17 protein-coding genes are annotated in these 18148 nt (G+C 71.2%); 4 read left to right on the plus strand and 13 right to left on the minus strand.

The window, feature by feature from the left end:
• Nucleotides 1–135: 135 nt before the first annotated feature.
• From fdxA to ACFVS8_RS16655, 7 genes are all read right to left on the minus strand, one after another.
• Nucleotides 136–456, minus strand: a complete 321-nt coding sequence (fdxA, locus tag ACFVS8_RS16625) for a ferredoxin (protein ID WP_387064678.1) — start codon at nucleotides 454–456, stop codon at nucleotides 136–138.
• Nucleotides 453–1877: an FAD-dependent oxidoreductase gene (locus ACFVS8_RS16630; protein ID WP_387064681.1), complete on the minus strand. Its 1425-nt coding sequence runs from the start codon at nucleotides 1875–1877 to the stop codon at nucleotides 453–455. The genes fdxA and ACFVS8_RS16630 overlap by 4 nt, the downstream gene beginning before the upstream one ends.
• Before the next feature lie 14 nt (nucleotides 1878–1891).
• Nucleotides 1892–2788, minus strand: coding sequence for a uroporphyrinogen-III C-methyltransferase (gene cobA / locus ACFVS8_RS16635; RefSeq protein WP_387064684.1), 897 nt, complete (start codon nucleotides 2786–2788; stop codon nucleotides 1892–1894).
• Between the two features lie 109 nt (nucleotides 2789–2897).
• A complete protein-coding gene (locus ACFVS8_RS16640) occupies nucleotides 2898–4250 on the minus strand; it encodes a sulfate adenylyltransferase subunit 1 (protein WP_387064687.1) in 1353 nt (450 codons plus the stop codon).
• A complete protein-coding gene (gene cysD / locus ACFVS8_RS16645) occupies nucleotides 4250–5215 on the minus strand; it encodes a sulfate adenylyltransferase subunit CysD (RefSeq protein ID WP_387064690.1) in 966 nt (321 codons plus the stop codon). The genes ACFVS8_RS16640 and cysD overlap by 1 nt, the downstream gene beginning before the upstream one ends.
• Nucleotides 5212–5955, minus strand: a complete 744-nt coding sequence (locus tag ACFVS8_RS16650; protein WP_387064693.1) for a phosphoadenylyl-sulfate reductase — start codon at nucleotides 5953–5955, stop codon at nucleotides 5212–5214. Before ACFVS8_RS16650 ends, cysD begins: the two co-directional genes overlap by 4 nt.
• Nucleotides 5952–7727 (minus strand): nitrite/sulfite reductase, encoded by a 1776-nt coding sequence (locus tag ACFVS8_RS16655; RefSeq protein ID WP_387064695.1) that lies wholly within the window; start codon nucleotides 7725–7727, stop codon nucleotides 5952–5954. Before ACFVS8_RS16655 ends, ACFVS8_RS16650 begins: the two co-directional genes overlap by 4 nt.
• Before the next feature lie 245 nt (nucleotides 7728–7972).
• On the opposite strand from ACFVS8_RS16655, the gene ACFVS8_RS16660 reads away from it, so the two are divergent.
• The 4 genes from ACFVS8_RS16660 to ACFVS8_RS16675 are packed head-to-tail and all read left to right on the plus strand — an operon-like array spanning nucleotide 7973 to nucleotide 11245.
• Nucleotides 7973–9577, plus strand: a complete 1605-nt coding sequence (locus tag ACFVS8_RS16660; RefSeq protein WP_387064697.1) for a radical SAM protein — start codon at nucleotides 7973–7975, stop codon at nucleotides 9575–9577.
• A gap of 4 nt (nucleotides 9578–9581) precedes the next feature.
• Nucleotides 9582–9938, plus strand: coding sequence for a hypothetical protein (locus tag ACFVS8_RS16665; RefSeq protein ID WP_387064700.1), 357 nt, complete (start codon nucleotides 9582–9584; stop codon nucleotides 9936–9938).
• Between the two features lie 4 nt (nucleotides 9939–9942).
• Nucleotides 9943–10758: a prolipoprotein diacylglyceryl transferase gene (locus ACFVS8_RS16670; protein WP_387064703.1), complete on the plus strand. Its 816-nt coding sequence runs from the start codon at nucleotides 9943–9945 to the stop codon at nucleotides 10756–10758.
• Nucleotides 10742–11245, plus strand: a complete 504-nt coding sequence (locus tag ACFVS8_RS16675) for a hypothetical protein (RefSeq protein WP_387064706.1) — start codon at nucleotides 10742–10744, stop codon at nucleotides 11243–11245. The genes ACFVS8_RS16670 and ACFVS8_RS16675 overlap by 17 nt, the downstream gene beginning before the upstream one ends.
• A gap of 10 nt (nucleotides 11246–11255) precedes the next feature.
• Here ACFVS8_RS16675 and ACFVS8_RS16680 read toward each other — a convergent pair whose 3' ends face one another.
• From ACFVS8_RS16680 to ACFVS8_RS16705, 6 genes are all read right to left on the minus strand, one after another.
• A complete protein-coding gene (locus tag ACFVS8_RS16680; protein WP_387064708.1) occupies nucleotides 11256–12122 on the minus strand; it encodes a sirohydrochlorin chelatase in 867 nt (288 codons plus the stop codon).
• Between the two features lie 39 nt (nucleotides 12123–12161).
• A complete protein-coding gene (locus tag ACFVS8_RS16685; protein WP_387064711.1) occupies nucleotides 12162–13262 on the minus strand; it encodes an ABC transporter ATP-binding protein in 1101 nt (366 codons plus the stop codon).
• Nucleotides 13259–14296: an ABC transporter permease gene (locus ACFVS8_RS16690; RefSeq protein WP_387064713.1), complete on the minus strand. Its 1038-nt coding sequence runs from the start codon at nucleotides 14294–14296 to the stop codon at nucleotides 13259–13261. The genes ACFVS8_RS16685 and ACFVS8_RS16690 overlap by 4 nt, the downstream gene beginning before the upstream one ends.
• A 1-nt stretch (nucleotide 14297) precedes the next feature.
• On the minus strand, nucleotides 14298–15278 hold the full coding sequence (locus tag ACFVS8_RS16695) for an ABC transporter permease (protein WP_387064716.1): 981 nt from the start codon (nucleotides 15276–15278) through the stop codon (nucleotides 14298–14300).
• The gene (locus tag ACFVS8_RS16700; RefSeq protein ID WP_387064718.1) at nucleotides 15275–16336 is read right to left on the minus strand and encodes an ABC transporter ATP-binding protein; all 1062 of its coding nucleotides are present in this window, start codon (nucleotides 16334–16336) and stop codon (nucleotides 15275–15277) included. Before ACFVS8_RS16700 ends, ACFVS8_RS16695 begins: the two co-directional genes overlap by 4 nt.
• A 138-nt stretch (nucleotides 16337–16474) precedes the next feature.
• Entirely contained in the window at nucleotides 16475–18136 is a 1662-nt protein-coding gene (locus ACFVS8_RS16705; protein WP_387064720.1) for an ABC transporter substrate-binding protein, read from the minus strand.
• Nucleotides 18137–18148 lie beyond the last annotated feature (12 nt).

Here is an 18148-nt window from a genome sequence, read left to right on the forward strand (position 1 = left end):
CACGAGACCAGGCACCCGCCCGCGACACGCGGGACGGATGCCTGTTCTGGGTTCGGTCGCGGCGGGTCTTCCTGTTCTCGGAACGGATGCCGCGGCGCCGGCGCCCGGGTCGGTGCGGCGGCGCAGGCGCTCGGCTCAGTGCCCCTGCGGGGGCAGGGCCGAGATGACGGGGTGGTCCTTGGCGATGACGCCGACCTTGGCTGCCCCGCCGGGCGAGCCGAGGTCGTCGAAGAACTCGACGTTGGCCTTGTAGTAGTCGGCCCACTCGTCGGGCAGGTCGTCTTCGTAGTAGATCGCCTCGACGGGGCAGACGGGTTCGCAGGCGCCGCAGTCGACGCATTCGTCGGGGTGGATGTAGAGCGAACGCTCACCCTCGTAGATGCAGTCGACCGGGCACTCGTCGATGCAGGCGCGGTCCTTGACGTCGACACACGGCAGCGCGATGACGTAGGTCACGAGACGACCAGCGACCCGTCGCGCGAGATGTCGACCTGCTCGTCGCGGGGCACGACCTTCACGCGCTCGCGCACCGTGTCGCTGCCGGCGGGAGCGCCGTACGCCTCGCCGAGCGAGCGCTCGTGCGCGTCGAGCGTGAGCCAACCGTTCCACGTCGTGTACTTCACCTCGCGCGAGTCGAGCAGCGCGAAGATCTCCTCGCCGTCGGCCGCATCGACGAGGGCCGCGGGGAGCGAGCCCGCCGTGGCATCCGCCAGCAGGTTGGTGATGGTCTCGAGCGCGTCGCCCTTCGTGTGGCCGATGAGGCCGACGGGCCCGCGCTTGATCCAGCCGGTCGCGTAGACGCCGGGCAGGTGCGCGCCTTCGGCGTCGACGACGCGGCCGCCCTCGTTGGGGATGACGGCCTTGCGCTCGTCGAACGGCACGCCCACGATGGGCGAGCTCGCGTAGCCGACGGCGCGGTAGATCGCCTGCACGGGGATGTCGGTGACCTCACCGGTGCCCTCGACCGAGCCGTCGCCGACGGGGCGGGTGAGCTCGAAGCGCACGGCCTCGACCGCGTCGGTGCCGAGCACCTCGACCGGGGCGTGCAGGAAGTGCAGGTGCAGGCGGCGCGACGCCGTGTACTCGTGACCGGCGGGCTTGCGCCATCCGTTCAGCGTGCGGGTCATGACCTTGACCTGGTTGTTCGACGCGTGCAGCTGTTCGGCGTGCGGGTCGTTCGCGGCGCGCTCGAAGTCGGCGTCGTAGACGATCACGTCGACGTCGGGCACCTCGCCGAGCTCGCGCAGCTCGATGGGCGTGAACTTGACGTGGCCGGGGCCGCGTCGGCCGAAGACGTGCACGTCGGTCACGGGCGAGGCCTCGAGGCCCTCGACGACGTTCGCCGGCACGTCGGTCGACAGCAGGTCCTTCGGGTGCTTCGCGAGCACGCGGGCGATGTCGAGTGCGACGTTGCCGTTGCCGATGACGGCGATCGACTGCGCCTCGAGCGGCCAGGTGCGGGGCACGTCGGGGTGGCCGTCGTACCAGGCGACGAAGTCGGCCGCGCCGTACGAGCCGGGCAGGTCGATGCCCGGGATGTCGAGCGGGGCGTCGCGCAGCGCACCGGTGGCGAAGATGACGGCGTCGTACCGCTCCTGCAGCTCGTCGACCGTGACGTCGCGGCCCACCTCGACGTTGCCGATGAGGCGGATCGTGCCCGCGTCGAGCATCTCGTGCAGCGAGTTGACGATGCCCTTGATGCGGGGGTGGTCGGGCGCGACGCCGTACCGGATCAGGCCGTAGGGCGCGGGCAGCGACTCGAACAGGTCGATCGCGACCTCGCCGCCGGCCTCGGTGACCTGGCGGTTCAGGATGTTGCCTGCGTAGATGCCGGCGGGGCCGGCGCCGACGATCGCGACGCGGAGGGAGAGGGTCATGGCTGCGGGATCTTTCAGTCGACGGGAGGGGTGATGGTCTCGGGGCCGGCGCCGTTGGCGCCGGGGGCGGCCTCGCCGCCGGGCACGGTCGTGCCCATGGCGGTGGTGCCGGTGGCGACGGTGCCGGTGGTGATCGCCTCTGGCGCGTACGGACTCAGCGTCACCACGTCGCCGACGACGACGACTGCGGGCGAGCGGACGCCGCGGCGGGCCGCCTGCAATGCGATCGTGTCGAGCGTACCCACTGTGACACGCTGACCTGAGCCGTAGCCGTCTTCGATGATCGCGACGGGGCAGTCGCCGCCGCGCTCTCCGCGCGAGAGGGTGATCGCCGAGTTGGCGAGCGTGCCGATGCCCATGAGCAGCACCACCGTGTGGTCGCGCCCGCCGCCGAGGTCGCGGATCTGGTCGTGGCCGGTCGCGACGGTGAACGCCGTGGCGAGCCCGCGGTGCGTGAGCGGGATGCCCGCGATCGCCGGAACGGAGATCGCGCTCGTGATGCCGGGCACGACCTCGACGGCGACGCCGGCCTCCTGGCAGAACGCGAGCTCCTCGCCGCCGCGCCCGAAGACGAACGGGTCGCCGCCCTTGAGTCGCACGACGCGCTTGCCGTCGCGGGCGAGCGAGACGAGCAGGGCGTTGATCGCGTCCTGCGGCACGGCGTGGTGGCCGGGCAGCTTGCCGACGTCGACGACCTCGGCGGTGAGCGTCACGCCCTCGGCGGCGAGCCCGTCGAGCACCGAGCGCGCGCCGAGGCGGTCGGCGACGATGACGTCGGCCGCCTCGAGGGCACGGAGGCCCCGCACGGTCAGCAGGCCGGCGTCCCCGGGGCCGGCGCCCACGAGCGCGACGTGGCCGGGCTCGAGGCGCGGCCGTGCGGCGGCGACGTGCGCCGTGAACCCACGGCTCATGCCAGGCATCCGGCGACCACGGCCGCGACGACGATGGCCGCCGCGAGCACGAGCCCGCCGACGACGCCCGCGACCGCGCGAGCGCGGCCCGAGGTGCGGGCCGCGCCGCTCATACCGCCACCCAGGCGGCGGCCGTCTCGGCCTCGGCGACGGCTTCGGGGGTGGGGGCCGGCGCCTCGGTCACGATGCCGGCCGCGAGCGTGTAGCCCGACTGCGGGTCGATGACGAGGAACGCACCTGCGCGACGGTGCGTCGAGTACTCGTCGACGGGCAGCTCGGCGGCGAGGCGCACGCGCACCTGCCCGATGTCGTTGATCTCGAGTGCCGCGGCGGGCTCGAGGGCGAGCGTGTCGAGGTCGCGGCGCCCCACGATGTCGGAGACGAGCGCCTGCACGGTGCTCGTGCCCGACTTGACGAGCACGCGGGCGCCAGGGCGCAGCGGGGCGGCCCCGAGCCAGAACACCGAGGCGTCGAGCTCGCGGCGGGGCGTCGGCAGCGCGCCCTCGGCGACGATCACGGCGCCGCGGGCGGCGTCGAGCTGGTCGGCCAGCCGCAACGACACCGAACGAGGGGCGGATGCCGCGTCGACCGTCGACGGGCCGGCGTCGATGCCCGTGACGGTCGTCGTCGCGCCGCCCGGGAACACCTGCACCCGGTCTCCGACGCGCACGGTGCCCGACGCGATGCGCCCGGCGAACGCCCGGTAGTCGCGGAACGCCTCGGCGTCGTCGACGTCGTGCGCGAGCGCGCCCTGCGGGCGGATCACGAGCTGCACGGGCAGGCGGAAGGCCTCGAGCTCGGTCTCGAGCTCGTCGAGCGACGGCAGCGTCTCGAGCAGTTCGAGCAGGCTCGGGCCGTCGTACCACGGCGTGTTCGCCGAGCGGTCGACGATGTTGTCGCCGGCGAGCGCCGACACGGGGATCACGTGCGTGGCTTCCAGGCCGAGTTCGCGCGCGAGCGCGGCGACATCCGTCGCCACCTGGTCGTAGGCGGCCTGCGAGTAGCCCAGCAGGTCGATCTTGTTCACGGCGATGATCACGTGCGGCACGCGCAGCAGTGCGACGACCGCGAGGTGGCGGCGGGTCTGCTCGAGCACGCCGTTGCGCGCGTCGACCAGCACGACGACCGCGTCGGCCGTGGTCGCGCCGGTGACCATGTTGCGCGTGTACTGCACGTGGCCGGGGCAGTCGGCGAGGATGAACGACCGGCGGCCCGTCGAGAAGTAGCGGTAGGCCACGTCGATCGTGATGCCCTGCTCGCGCTCGGCCCGCAGTCCGTCGGTGAGCAGCGCGAAGTCGATCGCCCCTGGCTCGCCGCCGAAGCCGCGCTCGGCGCTCGTGCGGGCGACCGACTCGAGCTGGTCGGCGAGGATCGCCTTCGAGTCGTGCAGCAGGCGGCCGACGAGGGTCGACTTGCCGTCGTCGACCGATCCGGCCGTCGCGAAGCGGAACAGTGCGCCCATCAGAAGTACCCGTCCTTCTTGCGGTCTTCCATCGCCGCCTCCGAGATGCGATCGTCGGCTCGCGTGGCCCCGCGCTCGGTCAGCGTCGAGAGCGCGATCTCGCGCACCACGTCGCCGATGGATGCCGCGTCGGACTCGACCGCGCCGGTGCAGCTCATGTCGCCGACCGTGCGGTAGCGCACGGTGCGCGTCTCGACGACCTCGTCGGCCCGAGGCTCGGAGACGGGCGACACCGCGCGCCACATGCCGTCGCGGCGGTACACCTCGCGCTCGTGCGCGTAGTAGAGCGGTGGCAGCTCGATGCCCTCGCGCTCGATGTAGCGCCACACGTCGAGCTCGGTCCAGTTCGAGATCGGGAACGCGCGCACGTGCTGGCCGACCGTGTGGCGGCCGTTGTAGAGGTCCCAGAGCTCGGGCCGCTGGTTGCGGGGGTCCCACTGGCCGAACTCGTCGCGCAGGCTCAGGATGCGCTCCTTGGCGCGGGCCTTGTCCTCATCGCGACGTGCGCCGCCGAAGACCGCGTCGTGCCGGCCCGCGGCGATGCCGTCGAGCAGCGGCTGCGTCTGCAACGGGTTGCGGGTGCCGTCGGCGCGCTCCTGGAGGCGGCCGTCGTCGAGGTAGTCCTGCACGGCGGCGACCTCGAGCCGCAGCCCGAGCCGCTCGACCGTGCGGTCGCGGAACTCGATGACCTCGGGGAAGTTGTGCCCCGTGTCGACGTGCAGCACCGGGAACGGCACCTTGGCCGGCCAGAACGCCTTCGCCGCGAGGTGCAGCACGAGCACGGAGTCCTTGCCGCCCGAAAACAGCAGCACGGGCCGCTCGAACTCGGCGACGACCTCGCGGATGATGTGGATCGCCTCGGCCTCGAGGGCGTCGAGCGTGTCGATGCCGGCGGCGACGACCTCGGCGGCGGCCGCCTCGGCGTCCTGGGCGTCGTCGTGGACGATCACTGGCGTCTCGCTCATACGTGCAGCCCGCATTCCGTCTTGTCGAGGCCGGCCCAGCGGCCGGACCTCGGGTCTTCACCCGGCGCGACCCGCTTCGTGCACGGTTCGCAGCCGATCGAGGGGTAGCCCTGCGTGAGCAGGTCGTTCACCGGAACGGCGAAGGCGCTCGAGTAGTCGATGAGGTCGTCGAAGCTCCACGCCGCGAGCGGGTTGACCTTGACCAGTCCGTTGCGCTCGTCGAACGTCACGAGCGGCGTGTTCGTGCGCGTGGGTGCCTCGTCGCGGCGTACGCCGGTGAACCAGAGCTCGTAGCCCCCGAGCGCCTCGTGCAGCGGGGCGACCTTGCGCATCGCGCAGCACTCGGCGGCGTCGCGCGCGAACAGCTCGGCGCCGTACCTCGCGTTCTGCTCGGCGACGGTGAGCTCGGGCAGCACGTCGACGATGCGCACGTCGAGCGCCTCGGCGACCCGGTCGCGCGTCTCGTAGGTCTTCGCGAAGTGGTAGCCCGTGTCGAGGAACAGCACGTCGACGCCCGGCAGCGACTGCGCGACCACGTGCGGCAGCACGGCGTCGGCCATCGAGCAGGCGACCGCCGCGGCATCCGTGCCGAAGTTGCGTGCGACCCAGGCGACGACCTCGTAGGCGGATGCCTCGTCGTCGCCGAGGCTGCGGAGCTCGCGTTCGCCCTGCTCGGCGAGGGCGCGCAGTTCGTCGGCGCTGCGGCGGGTCGCGGCGCGCGGGGCGAGGGAGACGCTCACTGGAGGGCCTCCTCGTCGGCGCGGTGCGCCCAGCGGGCGAACGTCTCGTCGGTGGCCGCGTCGCGCTCCTCGAGGAACCGCTTCACGACTCGCTCGGTGTAGTCGGCGATGCCGTCGGCCGCGACCTTCAGGCCGCGCACGGTGCGGCCGAGGCCGGCCTCGTCGCGGTCCTTCGAGGCGAGGCCGCCGCCGAGGTGCACCTGGTAGCCGGGCACCTGCTCGCCGTCGATCGTGACGAGCTGGCCCTTGAGGCCGATGTCGGCCGTCTGGATGCGGGCGCAGGAGTTGGGGCAGCCGTTCACGTGCAGGCTGATCGGGTGCGGCAGGTCGAACCCGCGGAGGCGGTCTTCGAGGTCTTTCACGGCCTTCGTCGCATTGACCTTGGTCTCGACGATCGCGAGCTTGCAGAACTCGATGCCCGTGCACGCGATGGTGCCGCGGCGGATGAGGCTCGGCCGGGCCTCGAGGCCCAGCTCGTTCAGCTCGGCGATGAGGGGCTCGACGTGCTGCCCCTCGACGTCGAGGATGACGAGCTTCTGGTGCGGCGTCGTGCGCAGGCGGGTCGAGCCGTGCGCCTCGAGCAGGTCGGCGAGCTTCGCGAGCGTCGGGCCCGACACGCGACCGACGATGGGCGTCACGCCGATGTAGAAGCGGCCGTCCTTCTGGCGGTGCACGCCGACGTGGTCGCCCGGCGTCGGCGGCTTCGGGGCCGCGAGGCCGTCGGGCAGCGCGCCGCCGAGGTACTCGTCCTGCAGCACCTGGCGGAACTTCTCGGTGCCCCACTCCGCGAGCAGGAACTTGAGGCGGGCCTTGTTGCGCAGGCGCCGGTAGCCGTAGTCGCGGAAGATCTGCGCCACCCCGTGCCAGACCTCGGCGACCTGCTCGGGTGCGACGAACACGCCGAGGCGCTCGCCGAGTCGCGGCGTGGTCGACAGTCCGCCGCCGACCCAGAGGTCGTAGCCGACGCCGAGCTCGGGGTGCTCGACGGCGACGAACGCGACGTCGTTGATCTCGTGCACGACGTCTTGGCTGGGGTGTCCGGTGATCGCCGACTTGAACTTGCGGGGCAGGTTCGACAGCGTCGGGTCGCCGATGAAGCGCGACGTGATCTCGTCGATCTGCGGGGTCGGGTCGATGAGCTCCTCGACCGAGATGCCCGCGACGGGCGACCCGAGCACGACGCGCGGCACGTCGCCGCACGCCTCGGTCGTGCCGAGCCCGACCGACTCGAGCCGGCGCCAGATCTCGGGCATGTCCTCGACGCGTACCCAGTGCAGCTGCACGTTCTGGCGGTCGGTGAGGTCTGCCGTGTCGCGGCCGAAGTCGATCGAGAGGTTCGCGATGACGCGCAGCTGCTCGGTGGTCAGCTGCCCGCCGTCGATGCGCACCCGCAGCATGAAGTACTCGTCTTCGAGCTCGTGCGGTTCGAGGGTCGCGGTGCGCCCGCCGTCGATGCCGGGCTTGCGCTGCGTGTAGAGGCCCCAGACGCGGAAGCGGCCGTGCAGGTCGGTCGGGTCGATCGAGGCGAAGCCGCCCTTGGAGTAGATGTTCTCGATGCGCTCGCGCACCGCGAGGCCGTCGTCGACCTGCTTCCACTCCTCGTTGCCGTTGAGCGGGGCGGTGCCGTCGATCTTCCACTGCCCGTTCGGGCGGTTCGCGCCGGGGCGCGCGGGGCGGTCGCCCGCGGGGCGCGTGGGGCGCTCGCCTTCCGCGCGCTCGGGCCGCGCCGGTCGTTCGGGGCGGGCCGGACGCGTGGTCTCGCTCAGCGTCACGAGGGCCTCCTGGGGTCGAGTTCGAGGGCGGACGTCTCCGCCGATGTGCCGACGCTAGGCGAGGGGTTCGCGGGCGGCACGTTCGTGACATCGGAGCCCGTCACGATGCGTCATGCTCGGTCGCACGACGCCGCATTGCGTCATGTGCTTGACATGCGGATGCCGCGTCCCGGCTCGGGTGCCCCGTGGCGCGTCGCCCCGGCGCGCCACTGTCGCCGCCGCAGGTCGCTCGCTATCGTGAGCCCATGCCTGCCGCCGGTACCGGAATGCCCCTGCGGGACTACCGCATCCACCGCTACGTGAACGCGTTCTGCCCGCGCTGCCACGAGGAGGATCCCGAGCGGCCGCTCGCCGACGTCGCGCGCCTGTCGGGGTGGCTGGCGATCCGCGACGATCGTGTGTGGCTCGAGCGCGGCTGCCCGACTCACGGCCTCGTCAGCACCCTGTACGACGAGTCGCCCGAGATCCTCACCTACCTCGAGCAGTGGACCGCGCCGACGAAGGTGCACACGCCCGACCTCGCCGGCAACTTCAAGCCCGTGCCCTCGGCCTACGAGGACGGCCTGCCCGTCATGCAGACCCAGCACACGTGCATCCTGCTCGAGGACCTCACCGACCACTGCAACCTGCGGTGCCCCACCTGCTTCGCCGAGTCCGGTCCCGCCGCGACCGCGGTCGCCCCGCTCGCGGAGGTGCTCGCGTCGGTCGATGCGAAGCTCGCGCGCGAGAACGACCGCATCGACGTGCTCATGCTCTCGGGCGGTGAGCCGACGCTCTACCCCTGGCTCGAGCAGCTGCTCGACCACCTCGTGGCGCGGCCCATCGTGCGCATCCTCCTGAACTCCAACGGCCTTCGCATCGCGCAGGACGACGCGCTCGTCGAGACGTTGAAGAAGCACCGCGAGCGCGTCGAGGTGTACCTCCAGTTCGACGGCGAGTCCGCCGAGGCATCCGCGTTCCACCGTGGTGCCGACATCCGCCGGTTCAAGGACCGCGCGCTGGAGCGCCTGTCGGAGGCCGGAGTCTTCACGACCCTCACGATGACCGCGGCGCTCGGCGTCAACGACGGCGAGATCGGCGCGGTGATCCGTCGCGCCATGCGCACGCCGTACGTCGGCGGCGTGACGATCCAGCCCGTGTTCGGTTCGGGTCGGTCGGCGGGCATCGACCCGAACGACCGGCTCACCCACACGGGCGTGCTCGCCCGCCTCGAGGCCCAGACCGACGGCGAGGTCACCTGGCAGGACCTCACCGCGCTGCCGTGCAGCCACCCGCACTGCTGCTCGGTCGGCTACCTGCTTCAAGACGACTCGGGCACGTGGAACTCGCTCACCAAGCTCGTCGGGCACGACCAGCTGAAGATGTTCCTCGACCTGAACCCCGACCTGATCGCGAACCGCATCGCCGACAGCAACATCAACCAGGCGCTGAAGGAGAGCGTGAAGCAGTCGCTCCTCGACCTGCTGAGCGAGCAGTCCTCGCTCTCGCACCCGTCGATCGGGTCGCTCTGGAAGGACATCTGCACGGGCTGCGACCTCGGCATCGGCACGCTCACGCAGCTCGCGACCGCGGGGCTGCCGGGCCAGCACAAGCGACTCCGCCGGTTCCTCGGGGAACGCGTGAAGCGCATCACCGTGAAGCCCTTCATGGACATCAACACCATGATCGAGGAGCGCCTCACGCAGTGCTGCGTGCACGTCGCGACCGTCAACTCCGAGACCTCCGCGCACCAGTGCGCGCCGTTCTGCGCCGTGCAGGCGTGGGCTCCGCTCGGACGCACGCGCATCTCGACGGCGACGGGCGGCGCCGAGATCGGCGGACGACGCCAGTTGCCGGTGACGGTGGGGTGATCTCATGAGCGCGACCGGCGACGACTTCGGCACGTGGGACGCCTCGGGGCTGAACCGCTACGACGAGACCGTCGGCGCCCCGCCGGCTCCGGTGCCCTTCGACCCGCTGCGCCTCTGCGTGTTCACGACCGTGGCGCTCATCACGTGCCTGCTCGGCCCGATCGCGCTCGCGGTGTTCGCCGGCATCGCGATCGCGGGCTACTCGCGCGCCAGGCGGGCCGGTCTGCTGCGCTCGAAGTGCAAGCTCGGCGACACCCGCAACGTGCTCGCCTACCTCGTGGTGCTCGAGGTGCTCGCGCTCGCCGCGGTGCCGTTCTGGATCGCGTTCGTCGTCTCGTTCTGGGTCGACGTGGTGGGGTGAGCCGATGTTCCCGACGCTGCACGACCTGCTGGGCTGGGGCCCGCCGATCGACACCCACGCGGCGTTCGTGGCGCTCGCGATGCTCGCGGCCGGCACGATCTTCGTCGTCGAGTCCAGACGCCGGGGACGAACGGGCGACCAGCGCATCTGGGCACTCGTGCTCGGCGCGCTCGCCGGAGCCGCGATCCTCTCGCGGCTCGGCACGTGGGCGCAGCATCTCGACCCGTCGCAGAACCTCGACCTGGTCACGCAGCTCACGCAGGGCAACGCCTCGGTGCTGAGCGCGCTCGTCGGCGCCTGGCTCGGCGTGCACGTCGCCAAGCGCCTCGTGCGGTACCCGTTGCGCACGGGGGACCTCTTCGCGCCCGCGGTCGCCCTGGGCATGGCGATCGGCCGGTTCGGATGCCTCTTCACCGAACTGCCCGGAACACCCACCGGCGCCGACTGGGGCATCGTGCTCGACGAGGCCGCCGCCGCACGCGTGGGCGGTCCGGCCGGGGTGCCGCTGCACCCGAGCTTCGTCTACGAGATCGTGTTCCAGGCCGCGTGCTTCGTCGCGCTCTGGTTCTGGCTGCGGCACCGCCCGATCGCCTCGGGCGAGACGCTCACGCTCTACATCGCCGCGTACGCGATCTTCCGGTTCTTCGTCGAGTTCGTGCGCGGCAACGAGGTCGCGTGGATGGGCCTCACCCGCCCCCAGTTGTTCCTGCTCGTCACGATCCCGCTGCTGCTCGGCCGTCTCACCTGGAAGGCGACCCGCGGCGGCCTCACCGAACGCACCGCCGACCCCGAGAGGATGCCCGATGGCGCCCGAAGCTGACCAACCCGAACCCGACGAGCCGACCCCTGAGGAGCCGACGCCGGAGGCGAACGCGCCGGTCGAGCCCGACCCCGTCGCCGAACTCCTCGGACAGCCGCCGGCTGCCGAGCCGCCGGCTGCCGAGCCGCCGGCTGCCGAGCCGCCGGTCGCCGAGCCCCTGCCGCCCTACGGCTCGCCCGAAGCAGCGGCTGCGGCAGCCGCCGCGGCGAAGCCGGGGCTCAGCACGGGCGCCGGCATCGGCATCGGCGCTGGCATCGGGTGCGGCGCGCACGTGGTCGCGCTCATCCTCATGGTCGCCACGGGCTTCGCCGGCTGGGGAGCGACGTTCCTCGGCCTGACATGGCCGTTCATCCTGGTGGCGCTCGCGGCGATCGTGATGCTCTTCTTCAAGAAGACGCGCGGCATCGCGATCGGCGTGCTCATCGTCGCCGCGGCCGTGTGGATCGTCTTCCTCGGCCCGTGCATCGGCCTGCTGGGCGTGGCCTGAGTCCGAACGCTCAGCGGGCGGATGCCTCGTCGTAGCGCTCGAGCACGATGTCGACGAGCTCGGCGGGGGCCGGGGCATCGGGCAGCAGCAGCGGCTGCGCGACCACGTCGGCGCCGGCGTCGCGTGCGAGGTCGTCGAAGTAGCCGGGAGCGAGCAGGTAGTTCGCGACGACGACGCGCGGCGCGGAGGCATCCGTCGCCCGGTTCGTGCGGCGCACGCCCGGCAGGCCCGGGATGTCGGCGACTCCGGGGATGCCGAGCAGGGCGCCGGGCGCGCCCGGTGCGTCGAGTGCGCGCGCGACCTCGGCGTCGGCCCTGGCCGCGGCCACCGCGTCGGGCAGCGACGGCTCGGCGGCCGAGAGGAACCCGACCGAGACTGCCAGCCCGGATGCCGCGGCCAGGCGCGCGGTCATGTCGTGGCAGTCGTCGACGGCGCGACGGTCGCTCGAACCGGCCACGGCGAGCACGACGGCGTCGTCGTCGCGCACGCCCGCCTCGGCGAGGCGTCGGATCAGCACGGTCACGAGTCGATCGTCGGGACCGAGCGCCCCGGCGAGCACGACCGGGCGGGACGTCTCGGCCTCGACGGCCTCGGTGAGGTCGACGTGCACGTGGTACCCGGCGGAGAGCAGCAGCGGCACGACGACCGCGGGCTCGCCCTCGTCGAGCGAGGCGAGCGTCGCGGGCACGTCGGGCTGCTCGACGTCGACGTGTCCGAGGCGCAGCGACGGCACGCCCGAGGCATCCGCACCGTTCGCCGTCGCACGTGCCGCGAGGGCTGCGCCGACCGCGTCGCGGAGACCCCGGACGGCGGTCTGCCCCTCGGGGGAGCTCGTTCCGTGCGAGATGGCGACGAGGGCGGGCGATCGTTCAGGCATGCGCCAATGCTCGCAGATCCGTCGGCCGCCCGGACTTCGTCAGGTCAGCGACAGCTCCGCGGGCACCGGCAGCGGCTCCTCGCCCACGGCGCGCACGGCCGCGGGGTCGTGGCGCAGGCAGGCTACCGAGCGGCGCGGGTCGTCGCCCTCGACGTTCGGGAACACGAGCTCGGGGTTGACCTTCGTGCACGCGTCGAAGGCGAACGCGCAGCGGTCGGCGAACGGGCAGCCGCCGCCGAGGCGTGCGAGGTCGGGCGGGGAGCCCGGGATGCCGATGAGCTCGCGTCGCGGCCCGCGCAGGGGCGGGAACGAGTGCAGCAGCGCCGACGAGTACGGGTGCCGTGGGCGGTGGTAGACGTCGAGGGCGGGGGCGTCCTCGACGATCTCGCCCGCGTACATGATCGCGATGCGGTCGGCGATCTCGATGAGCAGCGACACGTCGTGCGTGATGAAGATGACCGAGAAGCCGAGTCGGTCGCGCAGCTCCGCGATCTGCTCGACGATCTGGCGCTGCATGACCACGTCGAGCGCGGTGGTCGGCTCGTCCATGATGAGCACCTGCGGGTCGAGCGCGAGCGCCATGGCGATCATGACGCGTTGGCGCATGCCGCCTGAGAGCTGGTGCGGGTACGAGCGCAGGCGATCGGGCGAGATGCCGACGAGCTCGAGCAGTTCGGCCGCGCGTTCGAGCGCCTCCTTCTGCGTCGTCTTCGGCTCGTGCGCGCGGATCGCGTCGGCGATCTGCCGGCCGATGCGGTACACCGGGTTCAGCGAGTTCATCGCGCCCTGGAACACGATCGCGAGGTCCTGCCAGCGCGACGCCCGCAGCTGGGTGTCGTTCAGGCGCAGCAGGTCGGTCTTCACGCCAGAGCGGTCGGTGAAGAGCACCTCGCCTCCGGTGATGAGTCCGGGAGGGGGCAGCAGCCGGGTCGCGGCGTACGCGAGCGTCGACTTGCCGCAGCCCGACTCGCCCGCGAGGCCGAGCACCTCGCCGCGGCCGAGCGTGAGCGACACCTGCCGCAGCACGTGCACGGGGTCGTCGTCGTAGCCGTAGTCGACCGAGAGGTTCTTGATCTCGAGCACCGGGTCGCTCGCCGGGGCGAGTCGCTGCGGGTGTCCGATGGGGCTGGCGATGGTCATGCTCGGTTCTCCTCGGCCTCGCGCACCACTGGGGTGAATCCGATACGGGGGCGGATGCCGCGCTTGCGCAACGACTTGGCATTCAGGCCCGTCGAGCGCAGGCGCGGGTTGACGAACTCGTCGATGCCGAAGTTGATGAGGGTCAGCGACATGCCCAGGAGGGCGATGCAGAGACCGGCCGGCACGAACCACCACCACGCGCCGCGCTGCAGCGCGAGCTGCGACTGCGCCTGGTAGAGCACGGTGCCCCAGTTCCACTCGCCCGTGTTGCCGATGCCGATGAACGACAGGGTGATGAGCGAGAGCACGGCGAACGCGACCGTGCCGACGAAGCCCGACGCGATGATGGCCGTGAGGTTCGGCAGGATCTCGGCCGTGATGATGCGCCACGTGCGCTCGCCGTTGGCCCTGGCCGCCTCGACGAAGTCGCGCTTGCGGAGCGACAGGGTCTGCGCGCGCAGGACGCGCGCCCCCCATGCCCAGCCGGTGATCGCGATCACGACCGCCACGGTGACGCCGCCGACCGAGGGCAGCTGGCCGGCGATGATGATGATGAGGGGCAGCTGCGGGATCACGAGGAACACGTTCGCGAGCACCGAGAGGCTCTCGTCGCCGAGGCCGCCGACGTAGCCGGCCGTCACGCCGATGATGACGCCGATCGCGGTCGCGAGGATGCCGGCGACGAAGCCGACCACGATCACGCCGCGCGTGCCGACGACGATCTGCGAGAAGACGTCCTGCCCGAGGTGGGTCGTGCCGAACCAGTGCTCCCACGACGGCGGCTGCAGGATGTCGTCGCTGCGCGCGCTCGGGTCGTACGGCGCGATCCACGGGCCGATGATCGCGATGAGGAAGAAGAACGCGAGGATCACCATGCCGGCGATCGCCTTCGAGTTGCGGAGGAAGAGGAACTTGCGCGGCTTGCCGCGCTTGCGCCCCGGACCGCGCGAAGCGGCGACGGCCCCGGTCATGGGCGCCTGCGACGGCTTCGCGAGCTCCTGGCCCTCTTCGACGATGCTGGTGTCGATCGTCATCTCAACCCTCCTGTCGGGTGCGCGGGTCGAGCACCCCGTAGATGAAGTCGGCCACGATGTTGGCGAACAGCACCGCGACCGTGATCACGAGGAAGATGCCCTGCATGAGCGGGTAGTCCTTGGCGGCGACGGCCGTGAACAGGTAGTAGCCGATGCCCTGGTAGGAGAAGACGATCTCCATGATGAGCGTGCCGCCGACGATGAAGCCGAGCGACAGCGCGAAGCTCGACACCTGCGGCAGGATCGCGTTGCGCGCCGAGTAGCCGAACAGCGCCGTGCGCTCCGAGACCCCCTTCGCCTGGGCGACGGTCACGTAGTCCTCCGACGAGACGGTGACCATCATGTTGCGCATGCCGAGGATCCAGCCGGAGATCGACGAGACCACGATCGTGAGGGCCGGCAGGGTGCCGTAGTAGATGACCGAGGAGATGAACTCCCACGAGAACGTCGGCACGAGCGAGCGGTCGTAGCTGCCGCTCGCCGGGAACCAGCCGAGGGTGACCGAGAAGATCGAGATCGCGATGAGCGCGAGCCAGAAGTACGGCACGGCCGAGAAGAAGGTCGAGATCGGCAGCAGCGAGTCGGCCCAGGTGCCGCGCCTCCAGCCGATGCCGGAGCCGATCAGCGTGCCCACGGTGAAGCTGATTATGGTCGCGATGCCCACGAGGCCGATGGTCCACGGGATCGCCTGCGCGATCACGTCGGCGACGGGCGTCGGGAAGTAGGTGAACGAGACGCCCAGGTCGCCGCGGAGGATCAGGCCCCAGTAGTCGAGGTACTGCTGCCAGAGCGAGGTGTCCTTGTCGAGGCCGAACAGCACGCGGAGGGCGGCCTCTGCGTCGGTCGAGATACGGCCCTGGTTCTTCGCGATGAGCGCGCGCACCGGGTCGCCGGGCATGATGCGCGGGATGAAGAAGTTGATCGTGACCGCGGCCCAGAAGGTGATCAGGTAGAAGCCGAGTCGGCGCAGGAAGAACCTCATGCGAGCGCCTCCGTGATGTCGCTGAGCGTGGGTCGGTCGGGTCGGTCGGAGTAGCCCCAGCAGGCGGCCTCGCGGGCCTCGCCCGTCGGCCCGGTGCCCACCGGCAGAAGGGGCGGGGCCTCCGTGCGGCACAGCTCGGTCGCGAACGGGCAGCGCGGGTTGAAGCGGCATCCGCTCGGGGGCTTCACGAGGCTGGGAGCCTCGCCGCGGGCGCCGTGGGCGCGCGCCTCGAGGTCGTCGGGGTCGGGCGCCGAGCGAACGAGCAGCTGGGTGTAGGGGTGCTTCGGGTCCTGCGTGACCGACTCGGAGTCGCCCGATTCGACGATGCGGCCGGCGTACATGACCATCGTGCGGTCGGCGAAGTACCGCGCCGAGGCGATGTCGTGCGTGATGTAGAGGATCGCGATGTGCGGGCGGTCGCGCAGGTCCTGCAGCAGGTTCAGGATGCCGAGGCGGATCGACACGTCGAGCATCGAGATCGGCTCGTCGGCCAGCAGCACCTCGGGGTCGGCGGCGAGGGCGCGTGCGATGGCGACGCGCTGGCGCTGGCCGCCCGAGAGCTCGTGCGGGAACTTGTCGATGTAGCGCTCGGCGGGCTTCAGCTGCACGCGTTCGAGCAGCTCGATCAGGGCCTGCTCGAGGTCGGTGCCGCGCAGGCGCCCGCGATGGATGCGGAGGCTGCGGGTGAGCACGTACCGAACGGTGTGCACCGGGTTCAGCGACCCGAACGGGTCCTGGAAGATCATCTGCACGCGGCCGACGTAGCGGCGGAACGCGCGCCGGCCCTTGGCCGTGGCATCCGTGCCGTGCAGCAGGATGCGGCCGCCCGTCGTGGGCATGAGCTGGGCGAGCAGCCGGGCGATCGTGGACTTGCCGGAGCCGGACTCGCCGACCAGGGCGAGCACCCGACCGCGTCGGAGTTCGAAGTTCACGCCGTCGACGGCGTGCACCACGTCGCGGGAGTTGAGGCCGCGGAGCTTGAAGTGCTTCTGCAGGTCGACGGCCTGGAGGACGATATCGCCGTCCGCGGGTTCCGCGGAGGGGGAGGAGGAGGACATTCGGGGTCACCTCGGGGTCGGAGCTCAACGTTGAGTGGGTGGTGCGGCGGATGCACGAGGCATCCGCCGCACCTCATCGTCACATGTTGCGGGAGGTTCCCGATGTGCCGGTTGTTCCGGGCCTGCGCCCGGTCGGGGTCACTCGCTCGGGGTGAGCTTGGACAGGATGAGCGCCGCCTGCGGGCCGGTCGGCTGCGGGTTCGCGTACGGGTCGTCGGCCGTGGGGAACCCGGTGTAGTTCTGCGTCGAGTACTGCGCGACCGCGGGGCGCGACCAGATCACGATGCCGGGCACGTCCTCCACGTAGTGCTGCTGCACGACGTCGAGTGCGGCCTGACGCTCGTCGTCGCTCGTCGCGGCCTTGTAGGTCGCGAGCGCGGCGGTGACGTCGTCGTTCTTGTAGCGGCCGAAGTTCCAGTTGGCGGTGTCGCCGAGCGGAACGTACGAGGCGCCGTCCATGATGTTCGAGTACATGTTCCACGGCGTCGAGCCGCCGTCGGTCCAGTGCAGCGACGCCTGGAAGTTGCCGAACGGGATGGTGTCGTTGAACCAGGTGTCCTGCACGATCGCGTCGACCGTGGCCTCGGCGCCGAGCGACTTGGCACCCTCGGCGATGATGCCGAGCGCGTCGAGGTAGTCGGTCCAGCCGCTGGGGTTGGTCAGCTTGAACGAGACGGCCTCGCCGTCGGGGTCGATCAGCTTGTCGCCGTCGTAGGTGTACCCGGCGTCGGTCAGCACCTTCTTGGCGCCGTCGACGTCGACGGTGAGCTCCTCGCCCTGGTACGCCTCCGAGATGAAGGCGTCGCCCGAGGGCTGGGGCAGGCCGGTGACGCTCGTGATCTCGGGCCACACGCCGTAGCCGGCGGTCTTCGTGATGTCGGCGTGGTCGACGACCATGTTGAGCGCCTTGCGGAACGCGACGTTGTTGAAGGGCTTCGTCTCGTTGTTCAGGTAGAGCACGTCGACGCCGAAGCCGCCGCCGGCGACCTGGTTGAAGTGGTCGGGGTCCTTGGCGATGTAGGTCGACTCGTAGTCGGGGATGAAGGTCCAGCCCCACTGCGCCTCACCGGTGGTGAGGGCCGTCGTCAGGCCGGCGTTGTCGTTGTAGGCGTCGTAGCGGAGCTCGCCGACCTTCGACTTGCCGCCCCAGTACGACTCGTTGGGGGTGAGGGTGACGGCCTGGGGGCTGAACGACTTGAGCGTGAACGGACCGGTGCCGATCATGTCGTCGTCGCTGAAGGTGACGGCGTCCTCGCCCTCCCAGATGTGCTCGGGCACGATGAGGAGCTTGTACAGCTTGACCTGGTTGACGTACTGGCCGGTCGTGAAGTTCACGGTGACCTTGTTGCCGTCGACCGTGATGTCGCCGTACTGGTCGGGGAAGTCGATGTTCAGCTCGGGGTTGTCCTTGCGGAGCTGGATCGAGAAGGCGATGTCGTCGGCGGTGAAGTCCTCGCCGTCGGACCACTTGACGCCGTCGCGGGCGGTGATGATCGCCTGCGTCGAGTCGGCGTTCCACTCGACCGAGTCGGCCAGCCACGGCGTCGGTGCCGCGGTCGGGTCGATCTCGTTGACCTGCATCAGCGACTCGTAGACCGCGAACGCGTAGCCGAGCGACAGCGACGCCGATCCGGTCGCGAGCGGGTTCTGGTTCGGCTGCTGCGGCCCGTTCGGCATGCCGACGGTGAGCACCTTCGCGCTCGTGCCACCGCCTCCGCCGCCCGTGTCAGCGCTGCACCCTGTGAAAGCCAAGCCTGCGGCGACCAGGACGGCGCCAGCGGCGAGGATGCTCTTTCGCATTTCCATGCCTCC

This window comes from Agromyces sp. NPDC058110 (assembly GCF_042884735.1).
GTDB lineage: Bacteria > Actinomycetota > Actinomycetes > Actinomycetales > Microbacteriaceae > Agromyces.

Bases quoted from the DNA above. Each gene is read 5' to 3' on its own strand.
- ACFVS8_RS16665 (WP_387064700.1), top strand. From the start codon at position 9,582: ATGAGCGCGACCGGCGACGACTTCGGCACGTGGGACGCCTCGGGGCTG.
- ACFVS8_RS16700 (WP_387064718.1), bottom strand. From the start codon at position 16,336: ATGTCCTCCTCCTCCCCCTCCGCGGAACCCGCGGACGGCGATATCGTC.
- ACFVS8_RS16695 (WP_387064716.1), bottom strand. From the start codon at position 15,278: ATGAGGTTCTTCCTGCGCCGACTCGGCTTCTACCTGATCACCTTCTGG.
- ACFVS8_RS16675 (WP_387064706.1), top strand. From the start codon at position 10,742: ATGGCGCCCGAAGCTGACCAACCCGAACCCGACGAGCCGACCCCTGAG.
- ACFVS8_RS16690 (WP_387064713.1), bottom strand. From the start codon at position 14,296: ATGACGATCGACACCAGCATCGTCGAAGAGGGCCAGGAGCTCGCGAAG.
- ACFVS8_RS16685 (WP_387064711.1), bottom strand. From the start codon at position 13,262: ATGACCATCGCCAGCCCCATCGGACACCCGCAGCGACTCGCCCCGGCG.
- ACFVS8_RS16630 (WP_387064681.1), bottom strand. From the start codon at position 1,877: ATGACCCTCTCCCTCCGCGTCGCGATCGTCGGCGCCGGCCCCGCCGGC.
- ACFVS8_RS16680 (WP_387064708.1), bottom strand. From the start codon at position 12,122: ATGCCTGAACGATCGCCCGCCCTCGTCGCCATCTCGCACGGAACGAGC.
- ACFVS8_RS16705 (WP_387064720.1), bottom strand. From the start codon at position 18,136: ATGCGAAAGAGCATCCTCGCCGCTGGCGCCGTCCTGGTCGCCGCAGGC.
- cobA (WP_387064684.1), bottom strand. From the start codon at position 2,788: ATGAGCCGTGGGTTCACGGCGCACGTCGCCGCCGCACGGCCGCGCCTC.
- ACFVS8_RS16640 (WP_387064687.1), bottom strand. From the start codon at position 4,250: ATGGGCGCACTGTTCCGCTTCGCGACGGCCGGATCGGTCGACGACGGC.
- ACFVS8_RS16670 (WP_387064703.1), top strand. From the start codon at position 9,943: ATGTTCCCGACGCTGCACGACCTGCTGGGCTGGGGCCCGCCGATCGAC.
- ACFVS8_RS16660 (WP_387064697.1), top strand. From the start codon at position 7,973: ATGCCTGCCGCCGGTACCGGAATGCCCCTGCGGGACTACCGCATCCAC.
- cysD (WP_387064690.1), bottom strand. From the start codon at position 5,215: ATGAGCGAGACGCCAGTGATCGTCCACGACGACGCCCAGGACGCCGAG.